Here is a 14,798-nt window from a genome sequence, read left to right as displayed (position 1 = left end):
GGTTAGCAGTTTCGGCCAAAGTATCGGTGCGTCACGTCCGCAGTTGGACCGTCAGATGGCGCAACTCGCCCTGCGGCAGCGGCAGGGTCAGGCGCCCTTCTGCAACGTCCAGCGGCACCCCATCCAGTTCGGCGGATGCAATCCCGTGGCCGGTGTGGCCCGGATTGGCGATGGTGATCTGCAGGCGCGTCTCGCCGAGGCTCAGCGTGGCCTGCATCTGCGGCCAGTCCTTGGGGAAGCACGGGTCCAGCACCAGGTTGTCCCCCGCCCGCGTCAGGCCCAGCAGGCCCTCGACCCCGGCGCGGTACATCCAGCCGGCGGAGCCGGTATACCAGGTCCACCCCCCGCGCCCGTCATGCGGCGGCATGGAATAGACATCGGCGGCGACCACGTAGGGTTCGACCTTGTAGCGCGCCGCAGCCTCGGGCGTCAGGGCGTGGTTGATGGGGTTGACCAGCGAGAACAGCGCCCCCGCCGCATCGCCGTTGCCCAGCCGGCATTGCGCCAGGATCGCCCACATCGCGGCATGGCTGTATTGCCCGCCATTCTCGCGCAGGCCGGGCGGGTAGCCCTTGATGTAGCCGGGGTCCATCGGGGTCTGGTCGAAGGGCGGGGTGAACAGCAGGGCAAGGCCCGGGTCGGGGCGCACCAGATGCTCGGTCATGCTGGCCATCGCGGTCGCCGCGCGGGCCGGGTCCGCCGCGCCGGACAGTACGGCCCAGGATTGCGCGATGCTGTCGATGCGGCATTCGTCCGATGCCGCCGACCCCAGCGGCGTGCCATCGTCGAAGGTGCCGCGCCGATACCACGCGCCGTCCCAGCCCTCGGCTTCGATAGCGTTTAGCACGGCCTCCCGATGCGTGCGCCAGCGCGCGGCGCGGGCGGGGTCCCGGGCATCGGCAATCGGGGCCAGCCGGTCGATGGTGGCGATCAGCAGCCAGCCCAGCCAGACCGAGGTGCCCTGACCGCCCTCGCCCACCCGGTTCATCCCGTCATTCCAGTCGCCGGTGCCGATCAGCGGCATCCCGTTGGCGCCGGTCAGCTCGATGGCCTGATCTATGCCGCGGGCGCAATGCTCGAACAGGCTGGCATGGATGTCGGAGATCGCGGGCTGGAAGAAGTCGTCATGCGCGCCGGGCGGCACCGGCGGGCCGTCAAGGAACGGGATTTGCTCATCCAGAATCGCCGCATCCCCCGACACCGCGATGTATTGCGCCACGCCATAGCCCAGCCAGACCCGGTCATCCGAGATCCTTGTGCGCACGCCCTGCCCCGAATGCGGCAGCCACCAGTGCTGGACGTCGCCTTCCGGGAACTGGCGGCCAGCCGCACGCAGCAGATGCGCCCGTGTCATCTCGGGCCGCAACGCAGTCAGCGCCATCCCGTCCTGCAACTGGTCGCGGAAGCCATAGGCGCCGCTGGCCTGATAGAACCCCGCGCGCGCCCAGATCCGGCAGGCAAGGGTCTGGTACAGCAGCCAGCCGTTCAGCAGGATGTCCATGGCGCGGTCAGGCGAGGTGACCTGCACGGCACCCAGCAGGTCCGTCCAGTGCTGGCGGACGGTGGCCAGTGTGGCTTCGGGATCGGCAGCGCGGTGACGCTGGATCAGCGCCTGCGCCGCCTCGGCCGTGGTCGCCTGCCCCAGCAGGAAGACAACCGTGGTGCTTTCGCCGGGGGCCAGCGTCAGATGGCGTTGCAGGGCCGCGCAGGGGTCTAGCGCCGGGCCGGTGCGGCCCGACAGTGGCTTGGTCCCGATGCCCGCTGGGGCGGCCATGCTGCCATTGTGGCCCAGAACCTCGGAACGGTCGGCGGTGCGGCTGTTGGTATCGGCCCCCAGATCGGCAAAGGCAACGCGGCCGGGAAACGCCGTGGCGAAGGGGTTGCGGGCAAGGATCGCACCCTGATCCTGCCAGGTGATGATATGGGGCGCGGTGGCACTGCGCGAGGTTCCCAGCACCCATTCGGCATAGGCGGTGACCGACAGGCGGCGCGGGGTGCTGCCGGTGTTGCGCAGGGTCAGCCGGGTGATCTTGACCGGGTCATCCATGGGCACGAACTGCACCATCTCGGCCGCGACGCCGTGGCCGGTATGCTCGAACCGGCTATAGCCGAAGCCATGCCGCGCGACATAGGTGCCGCGGCCGCGGATCGGCAGCGCGGTCGGCGTCCAGGTGGCGCCGCTGTCCAGATCATGCAGGTAGATCGCCTCGCCCGCCGGGTCGCAAACCGGGTCGTTCGACCAGGGCGTCAGCTGGTTCTCGCGGCTGTTCTCGGCCCAGACCGATCCGCTGCCCTCGGCCGAGACCTGAAAGCCGAAGCCCGGATTGGCGATGACGTTGATCCAGGGGGCGGGCGTGGTCTGGCCATCGCACAGGACGGTGACGTATTCGCGGCCGTTGTCGGCAAAGCCGCCGGTGCCATTGAAGAACTCCAGCTCCGGCAGGGGGCTCGCGTTCCCGGGGGCCGGGGCGACCGGCGGGGCCGCTACGGGCGCTGCAGGCACAATCGGCAAGGCCTCGATCTGGTCGCCGATGCTGCCGCGATTGGCCAGCAGCACGATCCGCGCCACCGACAGCAGCAGCGCGCGCTGGTCCACCGTCACCAGATCGGCGCGCAGGGTGTGGATCGCGCCGCTCGGCCCGCCCGGATGTGGCTCGCCGCGCAGGCGCGACTGGGCCGAGCGGACGGCGATGTCGATGACGATCTGCATGTCCTGCACGTAAGACGAGGCCCGGTCGTTCAGGATCACCAGATCCGCGTCCAGCTGCCGCATCCGCAGGTATTCATGGGCCGCCAGCACCTCATGCAGGGCGGCGGCGTCTTCGGGTTCGCTGATCCGGAACAGGATGATCGGCAGGTCGCCCGAAATACCCATCGCCCAGAGCGCGGATTGCGGCCCCGCCGCAGTCTCGATCTGGCGGGGGGCGGCGCGCAGGCGCGCATCGCCACGCAGGATCATGCCGCCAAGTCGCTGGAAATCGACGGCCGCCGCCGGGCTCAGGCCCTGATGGCGCAGCTGCACCTGACCTTGCGTCCAGGACAGGGTCACGGCCCTCTCGAAGGACGAGGGGTCACGGTGGCGGTCCACGAGGTCCAGCAGTGCCTCGGGCGTGGCGGCGATCATGGTCCAGAACGTCACCCGCACCACACCGCCCGAGGGCACGATCACCCGGCGGCGCAGGGCGAAGACCGGGTCGAGCACGGTGCCAGTGGTGCCGGAAAGCGGGCTATGGGACATCGCCGCCGCGCCGATGCTGCCGCCACGGCCGATGAAGCGGGCGCGGTCGGTCTCATATTGCAGGGGTGCTGACTCCCGGCCCTCGACCACGGCGATATGCGCGGCCCAGACCTCGGGGTCGGTGGGCGAGCGGCGGCGGCGGGTGGCAATGATCGCGCCAAGCTCGGGCATGTAATCGGTGACTACGAACAGCTTGGAGAATGCCGGATGCGCCAGATCGGCGGCGGGCGGGGCCAGCACCAGTTCGGCATAGGAGGTCAGGTCGATCTCACGCGCCTGGCTGCCGGTGTTGGTCAGGGTGACGCGGCGCGCCTCGGCATCATCCTCGGCCGACACGACGACCTCGGTGGTCATGTTCAATCGCTTGCCGTGATGGGAGAACGAGGCGAGATGCTCGGAGAACACTGCGCGGTGCTGCCCCGCCCCCGCGCCGGTGGGCTGAACGCCCGCCGACCACAGCGCCCCGGATTTCACGTCGCGCGCGAAGATGAACGAGCCAAGCCCCGCCCGCGTCGGATCTGGCCGCCAGCGGGTGACGGCCAGATCGCGCCAGCGGCTGTAGCCTGCGCCCGTCGGCGTCAGCATCACGCCATAGCTGCCGTTGGACAGCAGGTGGCCGGTCGGCGCCTCGGCTTCCGGCGTCTCGAAGTGGCGCAGGGCCGGGGCGCCCGAGGGTTCGGCCTCGGTCACCGGCACATCCTTGGCGCGCGGCGGGGCGGCGCTGGCATCGCGCGGCACCCGTTCCTGCAGCAGCAGGTCCACAGCCTGGATCATCGGTTCGGCATGGAAGCGGGCGCGCAGCCGCCCGCCTTGAACGACATTGGCGATGGCGGTGATGGTCATGCCCTGATGATGCGCCATGAAGCTTTGCACCAGCGCATGATCCGCCCCGGCTGGCAGGCGCGCGGGGGTGAAGTCCACCGCCTCGTAGAAGCCATACTGTCCCTCGGCCCCGATGGCGGCGAGGCGCCGGTAGTTCTGCAACGCCGCGCGCGGATCGACCATCGTGGCCAGCCCGGTGGCATAGGGCGCGACAACGCGGTTCGCTGCCAGCCCCCGCTTCAGGCCAAGGCCCGGCACGCCGAAATTGGCATACTGATAGGTCATCTCCAGATCGCGGGCGTTGTAGGAGGATTCCGAGATGCCCCAGGGCATCCCCTGCGCCGCGCCATACGCCATCTGCCGGCCGACGATCAGCCGGTTGGTCTGCTCCAGCACCGACCCCACCGGCGCGCGCATGATCAGCGAGGGCATCAGGTATTCGAACATGCTGCCCGACCATGAGATCAGCGCCGAGCCGGCGCCGATGGGCGTGGCGGCGCGGCCGAGCCGGAACCAGTGCCGGGTGGGCGCGTCGCCCTTGGCGATGGCAAACAGGCTCGCCAGCCGCGCTTCGGAGGCCAGGAGGTCATAGCAGTTCGGGTCGCGGGTATTGGTCGAGACCGAAAAGCCGATGGAGAGCAGTTTCTTCTCGGGGTCGAGCAGGAAGGCGAAGTTCATGTCCATCGCCAAGGCGCGGGCGAGCTCTTCCACCGCTGCCAGCCGCGCGGCAGTGCCGCCCGCCGCATCCTCGAGCGCGCCGGCGATGCAGTCGCGCGCGGCGCCACACCAGAAGGCAAGATCGGGATCGCCAAGGGCGTCGGCTGCGTCGGCGGCTTCCGTCGCAAGCGGCAGCAGGTCCGCGAACGGCTCCTGGCGGGCATTGGCGGCGGCCAGACGGTCCAGCAGGCTGGCGGCGGCCGGGGTCGGCGACAGGCGGGCCAGCGCCAGCGCATCGGCAAGCCCCTCGCGGCGGGCGGCGTCCGGGACCGGCCCCGCCTGCCATTCGTGGCAAGCTTGCGCCACGGCGATCAGGTGCCCGGCCAGATTGCCGCTATCCACCGAAGACACATAGGCCGGGTCCAGCACCCGCAGGTCCTGCGTGTCATGCCAGTTGAAAAGATGCCCGCGGAAGCGCGGCATCCGCGTCACGGTGTTCAACGTCTGCTCCAGCCGGGTGAGCGCGGCGGTCTGGCCGATCCAGCCCATGTCGCGGGCGACGGTGGCCGAGAGCAGGTAGAGGCCGATATTGGTGGGCGAGGTGCGGTGGAAGGTGACGGGGGTTGGAATCTCCTGATGGTTGTCGGGAGGCAGGAAATTGTCGGCCTCGGTCACGAAGGTCTCGAAGTAGCGCCAGGTGCGGCGGGCAATCAGGCGCAGGGCGCGGGCCTCGGCTTCGGGCAGCGGGCGGGCAGAGGCTTGCACCAGCGGGCGGCTGATGCGGTGAGCGATGGCGGGGGCTGCAAGCCACAGCAGGGCGAAGGGCATGGCCAGCGGCCAGACCGCCGGGTTGAGCGCCACGGCGAGCGTGCCGGTGCCAAGCCCAAGCGCGACGCCGCCCGCCATCCGCCGATATTGCGCCACCGGGCCGGGGCGGGCGCTGGCGCCGGTTGCCGCGGCGGTGACCCATTGCAGCAGGTGCTTGCGGCTGACCGCCAGACGGAAGGCGGTGCGCGCGGCCGCATCCGCCATCTGCCAAGCCGTCTCGGCCAGCAGCGCGATGTTCAGCGCGATCTGCGCCACCGATCGCTTTGTATCGGCCAGCAGCGCCGCGCCGTGGCTGCGCGAGGTGATCCCGGCGCGGCCCGGCAGCACGGCGAAGGGCAGACCCACCAGATGCGGCAGCGCCAGCATTCCCAGCACTGCCACGGTCCAGGCAGCCGCCACCGGCAGCGGCATCAGCCAGCCCGCGAACAGCGCCGCCAGCGTCAGCGGCGCCACCACGGCCCGGCGCAGGTTGTCGAGCATCTTCCAGCGCCCAAGCGCCGTCAGCCCAGAGCCGCGCCGCACCAGCCAGGGCAGCAGCTGCCAGTCGCCGCGCACCCAGCGATGCTGGCGGCGGGCGGCGACGTCATAGCGGGCGGGAAACTCGTCGACCACGTCGATATCGGAGGCCAGACCGGCGCGGGCAAAGACCCCCTCGAACAGGTCATGGCTGAGCATGGTGTTGTCCGGCACCCGCCCCGCAAGGCTGGCGGCGAAGGCATCGACATCATAGATGCCCTTGCCGGTGAACGACCCCTCGCCGAACAGGTCCTGATAGACGTTCGAGATGGCGGCGGCATAGGGTTCTATCCCGCCGGGGCTGGAGAAGACCTGCTGGAAGATCGAGCCCTCGGCCCCGGTCGGCAGCGCCGGGGTGACCCGCGGCTGCACGATGCCATAGCCGCGGGTGACGCGGCCCGACGCGGGGTCGAGTTCGGCCCGGTTCAGCGGATGCGCCATCTTGCCGATCAGCCGCGCCACGGTATCGCGCAGCAGGCGGGTGTCGGCATCGAGGGTGATCACGAAGCGCACGTCCTGCGGCACGCCGAATTGCGGCAGAAAACTGGTATCGGCGTCGCCGCGCAGCAGGCGGTTCAACTCCTCCAGCTTGCCGCGCTTGCGCTCCCACCCCATCCAGACGCCTTCGGCCTCGTTCCACAGGCGGCGGCGATGCAGGAACACGAAGCGGTCGCCGTCCTCCGAGGGGTAACTGGCATTCAGGCGGGCCATCGCCGCACTCGCCTCGGCGATCAGGGCGGCGTCCTGCGGCGTGGTTTCACTGGCGGCATCGGGGCCGTCCGACAGCAGCGCATAATGCAGCGCGCCGCCGGTGCTGGAGAGGTGATGCACCTCCAGCTGTTCGATCTGCGCCTGCAGGTCGGCCCGGTCGCTGAGCAGCACCGGCACCGCGACCAGCGTGCGCAGGTGGGCCGGGATGCCCGCGGACAGGTCCAGCCCGGGCAGCAGCTTGGGCCGCACGATGCGCGTGACGGCGAGGTTCACCAGCGCGGTGCCCGCCTCGGTCGCGGTCAGAAAGCCGGTCAGGGCCAATGCGATCAGCGCGAGCCCGCCCGCGCCCGCGGCCCACAGCGCCAGCGCGAGGACCGCGAGTGACACCAGCGCGATGGCCCCGAGATAGCCCGCAAGACCCAGCTTCCCGAGCGCGCGGCCAAGCCGCATCCCCGGGCCGGGCCGGAACCGGACGGTCTGCTCCAGCGCGGGCCTCCCGGCCCCGATCAGGCCATATCCGGGTTCGGCCCCGTGCTGCGCGGCAAACTCCAGCGCTGCATCGGCAACCGCGATTTCCGACAGGTCCGATCCGCGCGCCAGCACCTCGATTTCGGTGCGATAGGCGTTGCGGGTGGCGAAATCCATCTGGGCGAAGCCCGAGCCACCCCGCAGGCGGGTGTCGATCAGGCTGACATCCTCGACAAAATCCGCCCAGTCGAGTTCCGAGGCCAGCCGCATGCTGGTGACGATGTTGCGCATGGTGACATTCGATGCGCCCTGCCGCAGCTGCGCATTCTGCACCACCGTCTCGATGGACGATCCCTGCCGGTGCAGCCGCGCCGCAAGCCAGGCTTGCAGCGGCGTATCCTCGGGATCGAAGCCGCGCAGGCGCTTGGCGATCTGGGCGGCGATGATCTCGTGAAGCGGCGCGTGGGCGAGGCTGGCCGTGGCGGCGAACAGTGCCTCTTGCGGGGTTTGGTCGGGAGTCTTGCGGGCGGCCAGAACCTTGTCCACGATCTCGTCGGCCACCAGCCGCAATTCGTTGCCCTGGGTGATCTGCTCGGCAAGGCGGCGCATGTTCTCCAGCAGCACAATGCGCAGGGTGATCGCCACGGCCCAGAGCTCGCCGATGGAAAGCGGGCTGACCTGCTGGTAGGACTGCACGAACTTGGCCAGAACGGGGCCTGACAGCAAGCTGTCGGTATGCGCGACATAGGCCCAGGCGAGGCCGAAGACGCGCGGGTACCCCGCGAAGGGGCCCTCTGCCAGCTTGGGCAGCTGCCGGTAATAGCCGGCGGGCAGGTCATCCCCGATCTGGCGAAGCTGCTGCTCGACGAGGTGGAAGTTGTCCAGCAACCATTCGGCGGCGGGCGCAATCGGGCGCCCCGCCTGCAGGGTCTGCGCGCAGGAGCGGTAAGCCTGCAGCAGAAAGACGGCGTTGTCCTTGACCCGCGCGGTCAGCGGGCTGACCCGCGCGCCGGGGTGGCGCGCGATGGTCTGCGCGGCCGCCAGCGTCAGGGCGTGGTGCGCCAGCCGCTCGGTCCCGAACAGCTCGGACCGGATCACCGAGGTATCTTGCCAAAGGTCCGGCGAAGACCGCCCGCCAACCCTTCGGATCAGGCGCGCGGTCCAGTCCGAAGCCGCGCGCCTTGCGCTCATGCGACCTGACGCGGCGTGGGCGAGCGCTCTGCAGCGGTGCGGTCCTGCCCATCAACAGCGGTGCGGTCCTGCCCATCAACGGAGTTCATCGCGTCGGTGGAGGTCCGCTGCGGGGCGGTGCCGGCGACGGGGCGTTCCGGTCGCACGCGGCGCGTCATGGCCGCCCAGTTCGTTTCTATCTGATCCCAGTTCATGACGTGTCCTTTCAGGCAATGGCAATCACCCAAGCGACGAAAGGCCCCCGCAGTTCCGTGGCGAAGATGTCGCAGGCCGGGAAAAACGAGGGTTCGCGCAGCAGATTGGCCGCGCAGGGGCACGGGAGGACGGGCGCAGAGCAATATGGCCTCGTCCGGCGCAGCTATGCACCAAACTCCGCCGATGACAGGTCAGCGGCGCCGGACCGAGTTTCCTCCGGCCAGGATGCCGTTGATCAGGTCCGCGACGGCCTTGTGCAGCTCGGCCGCGGCATCCTCGCCCACATCGTTGGAATGCGCTGCGGCGGCATCGCGCAAGATGCCCACGATCTCGTGCTGTGGCAGGATGTTGCGGTCGTTCAGGGCCAGCAGCAGCGACTCGCAGATGGATAACGCGGCGGTTCCGGCAACGTCATGGGTCATGGGCATCAGTCTGGCCTTTTCTGGGGTGGGGAGGGGCGCAGGCGGATTGGCGACGGCCTTTGGACCCGGGACCACTGTCGCAGGTTCGTGCTATGGTATACTGAGGCAGATCAGTCTGATCGGCCGCGTTCCCGATTACGGGTCGCTCAGGCGGCCGCTATTGCGTGATTCTGCCGCCGAAGGCTTGCCTCGAAGGAGCGCCCGCATTGTCCATCCAGCAAAGCCCGTTCGCGCGCAAACTTGGGGCCTTCGTGGCCCTGTCCGGGGAAGAGCTGTCCGCCCTGGACCGGCTTCACGGCCGCCGCAAGACGTTTCCGGCCGGGCGCGACATCGTGCATGAAGGGCAGGTCAACCATTCTGCCTATATTCTCGCCTCGGGCTGGGTGTGTTCCTACAAGTTGCTGTCGGGCGGCACGCGGCAGATCGTCGATTTCCAGATCCCCGGTGATTTTCTGGGGTTGCGGTCTGTGCTGTTCCGCACGGCCGACCACAATATAGAGCCCGTCACCAAGGTCGAGGCGTCGGAGGTGCCGGCCGCAGACCTGCTGGCAACCTTCGGCAAGACCCCGCGTCTGGCGACCGCCGTGCTTTGGGCCGCGTCGCGCGACGAGGCGATGGTGGTGGAGCATCTGGTGGGCATCGGCCGGCGCGACGCCAAGGAGCGCACAGCGCATTTCCTGCTGGAACTGGGGGCAAGGCTGAAACTGGTGGGGCTTGCGACCGCCTCGGGCTATGCCTGCCCGCTGTCGCAATACATGCTGGCAGATGCGCTGGGGCTGAGCGCCGTCCACATCAACCGCGAGTTGCGCGAGCTGCGCGAGGACGGGCTGGTGACCTTCCAGCACGGCAAGGTCGAGATCCATGATCTTGATGGGCTGGTGGCGCTGGCGGATTTCGACAAGACCTACCTCGATCACGATGGCCCGCTGCTGAAGTGACCGGGCGCGGTCAGTCGAACGGGGCTTCGGGCGAACGGGCCGGCGGGCAGAACCAGCGCGGGCCGGTGTCGGTCATATAGGCGATATCCTCCAGCCGCACCCCGCATTCGCCATAGACGCAGAGCATCGGCTCGATGGAAAAGCACATGCCGAGCTGCAGCGGCATCTGGTTGCCGCCGACGATCCACGGCTCTTCATGCAGGTCGAGGCCAAGCCCGTGGCCGGTGCGGTGCGGCAGGCCGGGCACGGCATAGCCGGGGCCGAAGCCGTCGGCCACCAGCGAGGCGCGGGCTGCGGCATCGACCTCGGCGCAGGGAACGCCGGGGCGGGCCGCCGCAAAGGCCGCCTGCTGCGCGCGATATTCGCAGTCCCACAGGTGCCGCTTGCGGTCGTTGACCGGGCCAAAGACATAGCTGCGGGTGATGTCGGACTTGTAGCCATGCAGGCTGCCGCCCAGATCGACCAGCACCATGTCGCCCCGCGTCAGCTGCTGCACGTAGGGCACGCCATGCGGATAGGCCGTCGCCTCGCCGAATTGCACGGCGCTGAAAACGGGAGTCAGGCCGCTGGCCAGATGCGCGGCGTCGATGAAATCCGAGACCTCGCGCGTGCCGATGCCGGGGCGCAGGCCGGCGTGGACTGCCTTCTGCACGGCGTAGCTGGCATCCATCGCGGTCTGGATGATTGCCAGCTCGGCGGGCGACTTGATCCGCCGCTGCGCCGCAATCAGATCGCCGGCCGAAACCACCTGCAGCCCCGGCACCGCCATCAGCCGGCTGGCAAAACCGAAGGCCATGCCGGGATCGAGGCCGATCCGCCCGGAAAGCCCCCCCGTAACGAGCGCGATGGGGTCCTCATTCTCTTCCCAGACCGCGATCTCGGCGGGCAGGCGGATCAGCGTTGCCAGCTTGGGCCGCTCGAAATTCGGGGTGATATACAGCAGCGAGCCATCGGCGCGGAGCAGCGCACCGTGCAGCCGTTCGGACCCGTGCAGCTCCAGCCCGGTATAATAGGTCAGCGAGGTGGTGGCATCGAGCCAGACCGCCGCCAGACCCGCGCCGCGCATTGCGGCGGCCAGCCCGGCAATGCGGGCGGCCAGTTCGGCCACGGGGATCGCCGGCACCTCCACCCGGGCGAACCCGGCCAGTGCTCTATCGTAGTCGGTCATCGGCGGCTCCCTCGACATGGCAACGGCTCAGACCGGATGCGACAGACGCGCGGCCTTGCGGCGCGCGACCCGCGCACGGATCGCCTCGACATCCGTTACCGGCGTCGCCGCGAACAGCGACTGCGTGTAGGGGTGCTGCGGGTTGGCGAACAGCGCCTCGCGGCTGCCCTGCTCGACCGCCACGCCCTTCGAGATCACCATCACATCGTCGGCGATATAGCGCACCACCGACAGGTCGTGGCTGACGAAGACATAGGTCAGCTCGAACTCCTCCTGCAGATCGCTCAGCAGGTTCAGCACCTGCGCCTGCACTGACAGGTCCAGCGCCGAGACGGGTTCATCCAGCACCAGCAGCGCCGGGTTCAGCATCAGCGCCCGGGCGATGGCGATGCGCTGGCGTTGCCCGCCCGAGAACATGTGCGGATAGCGGTTGAAGTGCTCGGGCTGCAGGTCGACCTTCTTCAGCATCGCCTCGGCCCGGTCGCGCCGCTCGGTCGCCGGGTAGTCGGTGTTGATGATCAGGGGTTCCATCAGCACATCGCCGACCTTCTGGCGCGGGTTCAGGCTGCCATAGGGGTTCTGGAACACCATCTGCACCTTGGAGCGCAGCGCGGGCGTGGGGCGGCGGCGGCGGATGTCGGCCAGTTCGCCGTCGATGCGCAGCTCGCCCTCGCTCGGTGCGTCGATCAGCGCGATGATCCGGGCGAGCGTGGACTTGCCCGACCCGCTTTCGCCGACGATGGCCAGCGTCTTGCCCTTCTCGACCGCGAAGTCGATGCCGTTCAGCGCCCGCACCACCTTGCTGCCGGTAAACAGGCTGCCGGGCACGTTGTAGTCCTGCACGATGGCGCGGCCTTCGACGACGGGAGTGGAAACGGTCATTGCGCGCCCTCCTGCAGGAAGAACTCCGACACGGTGGGCAGCCGGTCTCCGGTCGCATGTTCCGGCAGCGCCGACAGCAGCGCGCGGGTATAGGGGCTTTGCGGGTTTTCGAACAGGCTCAGCACATCGGCCTCTTCCATCTTCTTGCCCTTGTATTGCACCACCACCCGGTCGGCGGTTTCGGCCACCACGCCCATGTCATGGGTGATCAGGATCAGGGCCATGCCGTAATCTTCCTGCAGCTTCATCAACAGGTCGAGGATCTGCTTCTGGATGGTCACGTCCAGCGCCGTGGTCGGTTCATCGGCGATCAGCAGACGCGGGTTGCTGGCGATGGCCATGGCGATCATCACCCGCTGGCATTGCCCGCCCGACATCTGGTGCGGATAGGCGTTGATCTTCACCTCGGGCTCGGGGATGCCGACGGACCGGAACAGGTCCAGCGCCTTGGCGCGCGCGTCGCGGTTCGACAGGCCGAGGTTCAGGCGCAGCACCTCCTCGATCTGGAAGCCCACGGTGAAGGCGGGGTTGAGCGAGGCGACGGGTTCCTGGAAGATCATGGTGATCTCGCGCCCGATCAGGCGGCGGCGCTCGGGGCCCGACATGTTGGAAATGTCGCGCCCGTCATAGGTCATCTCGTCAGCGGTGATGGTGGCGGTGTCGGGCAACAGCCCCATCACCGCCAGCATCGAGACGGACTTGCCAGAGCCGCTTTCGCCGACGATGGCCAGCACCTCGCCCCGGTCGACATGCACGTCGATCCCGTCCACAGCGGTGAAGCTGCCGGCGGCGGTGGCGAATTTGACGCTGAGGTTGCGGATGTTCAGAAGGGCCATGATCTCAGCTCCGCTTCAGCTTGGGGTCGAGGGCGTCGCGCAGCCCGTCGCCCATCATGTTGATCGCCAGCACCGAGGTCAGGATCGCAAGGCCCGGGAAGGTCACGACCCACCAGGCGCGCAGGATGAATTCGCGTGCCTCGGCCAGCATGGTGCCCCATTCCGGCGAGGGCGGCTGCGCGCCCATGCCAAGGAAGCCAAGCGCGGCAGAGTCGAGCACGGCGGAGGAGAAGGACAGTGTCGCCTGCACGATCAGCGGGGCCAGGCAGTTGGGCAGGATGGTCTTGAACATCAGCCGGAAATTGCCAGCCCCGGCAACACGCGCCGCGGTGACATATTCGCGCTTCAGTTCCGACATCACGGCGGCGCGGGTCAGGCGCGCGAAATGCGGCTGATAGACGATGGCGATGGCGATCATCGCATTGGTCAGCCCCGGCCCCAGCACCGCGACCAGCACCAGTGCCAGCAACAGCGAGGGAAAGGCCAGGATCACGTCCATCACCCGCATGATGACGCTGTCGACCCAGCCGCCGAAGAACCCGGCCACAAGGCCGATGGCGATGCCGCCGACAAGGGCGATCGACACAACGACGATGCCGATGAACAGCGAATACTGCGAGCCGAAGATCAGCCGCGAGAGCATGTCGCGGCCCACGGCATCGGTGCCCAGCAGATAGGCAGTGCTGCCGCCCTCTTGCCAGAACGGCGGGACCAGCAGCGCGCCGCGGTTCTGCGCGGTGGGCGAGTACGGGGCCAGCACCGGCGCGAAGATCGCGGTCAGCACCAGCAGGACGAAGACGACAAGCCCGATGACGGCGCCGCGGTTCTGGCGGAAGTAGAACCAGAACTCGGACAGCATCCGCCGGCGGATTGCGGCATCCGACATCCTGACCGGGGCGGGGGAAATAGGGGTATCGGTCATTTGTTGCGGATCCTCGGGTTGATGAGGCCATAGGTCAGATCGACCAGAAGGTTCACGATCATCACCAGTGCGGCCACCAGCAGCAGGCCCGACTGGACCACGGGATAATCCCGGCGTGCGATGGAATCGATCATCCATTTGCCGATGCCGGGCCAGGAGAAGATGGTCTCTGTCAGGATCGCGCCGGCCATCAGCACGCCGACCTGCAACCCGATGGTGGTGATCACCGGGATCATGGCATTGCGCAGCGCATGGACGCCGATCACCCGGCGGGAGGGCATCCCCTTGGCGCGGGCGGTGCGGACGTAATCCTCGCCCATCACCTCGAGCATGGCCGAGCGGGTCTGCCGCGCGATCACCGCCAGCGGGATCGTGGCCAGCACGACAGAAGGCAGGATCAGGTGCCGCACCGCCGAGGTGAAGGCGCCGCTTTGCCCCGACAGCAGGCTGTCGATCAGCATGAAACCGGTCACGTCGGGGAAGTAATACATCAGGCTGATCCGGCCCGAGACCGGGGTCCAGCCGAGGATGCCCGAGAAGAAGATGATCAGCAGCAGCCCCCACCAGAAGATCGGCATGGAAAAGCCGACCAGCGCCGTGGTCATCGACACCTGATCGAACCAGCTGCCGCGCTTGATGGCGGCGAGCACGCCGACGGGCACACCGATCAGCGTGGCCAGCAGGATCGCGCAGAGGCCCAGTTCGACCGTTGCCGGGAACAGGGCAAGAAACTCGTCCATCACCGGCTTTTTCGTCACCAGCGAATGGCCCAGGTCACCTTGCAGCAGGCGCCAGAGGAAATCGAAGTATTGCAGCACCACCGACTTGTCATAGCCCAGCTGGGCCGAAAGCTCGGCATGGCGTTCAGGCGTGACACCGCGCTCGCCCGCCATCAGCAGCACCGGATCACCGGGCAGGATGCGCACGAAGCTGAAGGCGATGATGGTGATGCCGAGGAAGGTCGGCACCAGATACAGCAGCTTGGAGAGAATAAGTCGGACCAT

Annotated in this window: 9 protein-coding genes; 1 reads left to right on the top strand and 8 read right to left on the bottom strand. The window is 68.4% G+C overall.

The window, feature by feature from the left end; translation table 11 throughout:
* Positions 1-31: 31 nt before the first annotated feature.
* The 3 genes from GVY41_RS01480 to GVY41_RS01470 form a co-directional block, all read right to left on the bottom strand.
* Positions 32-8,338 carry a glycoside hydrolase family 94 protein gene (locus tag GVY41_RS01480; protein ID WP_229725893.1) on the bottom strand — a complete coding sequence of 2,769 codons (8,307 nt, stop codon included), beginning with the start codon at positions 8,336-8,338 and terminating at the stop codon, positions 32-34.
* Positions 8,339-8,427: 89 nt separating this feature from the next.
* Complete coding sequence (locus tag GVY41_RS01475) at positions 8,428-8,625, bottom strand: hypothetical protein (RefSeq protein ID WP_161342666.1); 198 nt, start codon at positions 8,623-8,625, stop codon at positions 8,428-8,430.
* 192 nt (positions 8,626-8,817) lie between these two features.
* Positions 8,818-9,054, bottom strand: a complete 237-nt coding sequence (locus GVY41_RS01470; protein WP_161342664.1) for a hypothetical protein — start codon at positions 9,052-9,054, stop codon at positions 8,818-8,820.
* A 200-nt stretch (positions 9,055-9,254) separates the two neighbouring features.
* Between GVY41_RS01470 and GVY41_RS01465 the strand changes: the two genes are divergently transcribed.
* Entirely contained in the window at positions 9,255-9,986 is a 732-nt protein-coding gene (locus GVY41_RS01465) for a Crp/Fnr family transcriptional regulator (protein ID WP_161342662.1), read from the top strand.
* A 10-nt stretch (positions 9,987-9,996) separates the two neighbouring features.
* Here GVY41_RS01465 and GVY41_RS01460 read toward each other — a convergent pair whose 3' ends face one another.
* From GVY41_RS01460 to GVY41_RS01440, 5 genes are read right to left on the bottom strand one after another with little or no spacing between them, the layout of a single operon-like run.
* Positions 9,997-11,154, bottom strand: a complete 1,158-nt coding sequence (locus GVY41_RS01460) for a M24 family metallopeptidase (protein WP_161342660.1) — start codon at positions 11,152-11,154, stop codon at positions 9,997-9,999.
* A 27-nt stretch (positions 11,155-11,181) separates the two neighbouring features.
* On the bottom strand, positions 11,182-12,036 hold the full coding sequence (locus tag GVY41_RS01455) for an ATP-binding cassette domain-containing protein (RefSeq protein WP_161342658.1): 855 nt from the start codon (positions 12,034-12,036) through the stop codon (positions 11,182-11,184).
* The gene (locus GVY41_RS01450) at positions 12,033-12,872 is read right to left on the bottom strand and encodes an ABC transporter ATP-binding protein (protein ID WP_161342656.1); all 840 of its coding nucleotides are present in this window, start codon (positions 12,870-12,872) and stop codon (positions 12,033-12,035) included. Before GVY41_RS01450 ends, GVY41_RS01455 begins: the two co-directional genes overlap by 4 nt.
* A 4-nt stretch (positions 12,873-12,876) precedes the next feature.
* Complete coding sequence (locus tag GVY41_RS01445; RefSeq protein WP_373283232.1) at positions 12,877-13,758, bottom strand: ABC transporter permease subunit; 882 nt, start codon at positions 13,756-13,758, stop codon at positions 12,877-12,879.
* A gap of 32 nt (positions 13,759-13,790) precedes the next feature.
* Positions 13,791-14,798: an ABC transporter permease subunit gene (locus GVY41_RS01440; RefSeq protein WP_161342652.1), complete on the bottom strand. Its 1,008-nt coding sequence runs from the start codon at positions 14,796-14,798 to the stop codon at positions 13,791-13,793.

The organism is Frigidibacter albus (assembly GCF_009908165.1).
In the GTDB taxonomy this organism is placed as follows: domain Bacteria; phylum Pseudomonadota; class Alphaproteobacteria; order Rhodobacterales; family Rhodobacteraceae; genus Frigidibacter; species Frigidibacter albus.
Note: the sequence above shows the minus strand (reverse complement) of the source record. Positions and strands in the feature narration are given on the sequence as shown.

Bases quoted from the DNA above. Each gene is read 5' to 3' on its own strand.
- GVY41_RS01475 (WP_161342666.1), bottom strand. From the start codon at position 8,625: ATGAACTGGGATCAGATAGAAACGAACTGGGCGGCCATGACGCGCCGC.
- GVY41_RS01440 (WP_161342652.1), bottom strand. From the start codon at position 14,798: ATGGTCCGACTTATTCTCTCCAAGCTGCTGTATCTGGTGCCGACCTTC.
- GVY41_RS01460 (WP_161342660.1), bottom strand. From the start codon at position 11,154: ATGACCGACTACGATAGAGCACTGGCCGGGTTCGCCCGGGTGGAGGTG.
- GVY41_RS01455 (WP_161342658.1), bottom strand. From the start codon at position 12,036: ATGACCGTTTCCACTCCCGTCGTCGAAGGCCGCGCCATCGTGCAGGAC.
- GVY41_RS01470 (WP_161342664.1), bottom strand. From the start codon at position 9,054: ATGCCCATGACCCATGACGTTGCCGGAACCGCCGCGTTATCCATCTGC.
- GVY41_RS01445 (WP_373283232.1), bottom strand. From the start codon at position 13,758: ATGTCGGATGCCGCAATCCGCCGGCGGATGCTGTCCGAGTTCTGGTTC.
- GVY41_RS01450 (WP_161342656.1), bottom strand. From the start codon at position 12,872: ATGGCCCTTCTGAACATCCGCAACCTCAGCGTCAAATTCGCCACCGCC.